Genomic DNA, 299 nt, shown 5'->3' with positions numbered 1-299 from the left:
CCAACGGGCAGGGCGGCGGCGGTGTCGATGCCGCGCTCGCGCTCGCCAAGGGCGAGAAGGTCGACCGCGTCGTCTACGTGCCGTTCGAGCTGGTCACCCCGGCCAACGCCGCCGACTACCTCAGCAAGAATTGATCCCAGGACCGAAGCCTCCGGGACGGCACGCCAACCGTCCCGGAGACCACACGGAACTCACGAGAAAAAAATGTCCAGCTGGATCAAGGCCTGCGGCCTGGACGACATCGAACAGGAAGGCGCCCGCCGCTTCGACCATGCGGGCCGCACCTATGCCATCTTCCG

Annotated in this window: 2 pseudogenes; both read left to right on the top strand. The window is 66.6% G+C overall.

The features are described from left to right. A pseudogene (locus EN808_RS37535) lies at window positions 1-134 on the top strand (rhizopine-binding protein); the annotation flags it as partial. A gap of 70 nt (window positions 135-204) precedes the next feature. Next, window positions 205-299, top strand: a pseudogene (locus tag EN808_RS37530) (Rieske family ferredoxin); the annotation flags it as partial.

The sequence above is a fragment of the Mesorhizobium sp. M8A.F.Ca.ET.165.01.1.1 genome (assembly GCF_004792065.1).
Classification (GTDB): Bacteria; Pseudomonadota; Alphaproteobacteria; order Rhizobiales; family Rhizobiaceae; genus Mesorhizobium.
The sequence above is the reverse complement of the archived record's forward strand: the minus strand, read 5'-3'. Positions and strand labels throughout refer to the sequence as shown.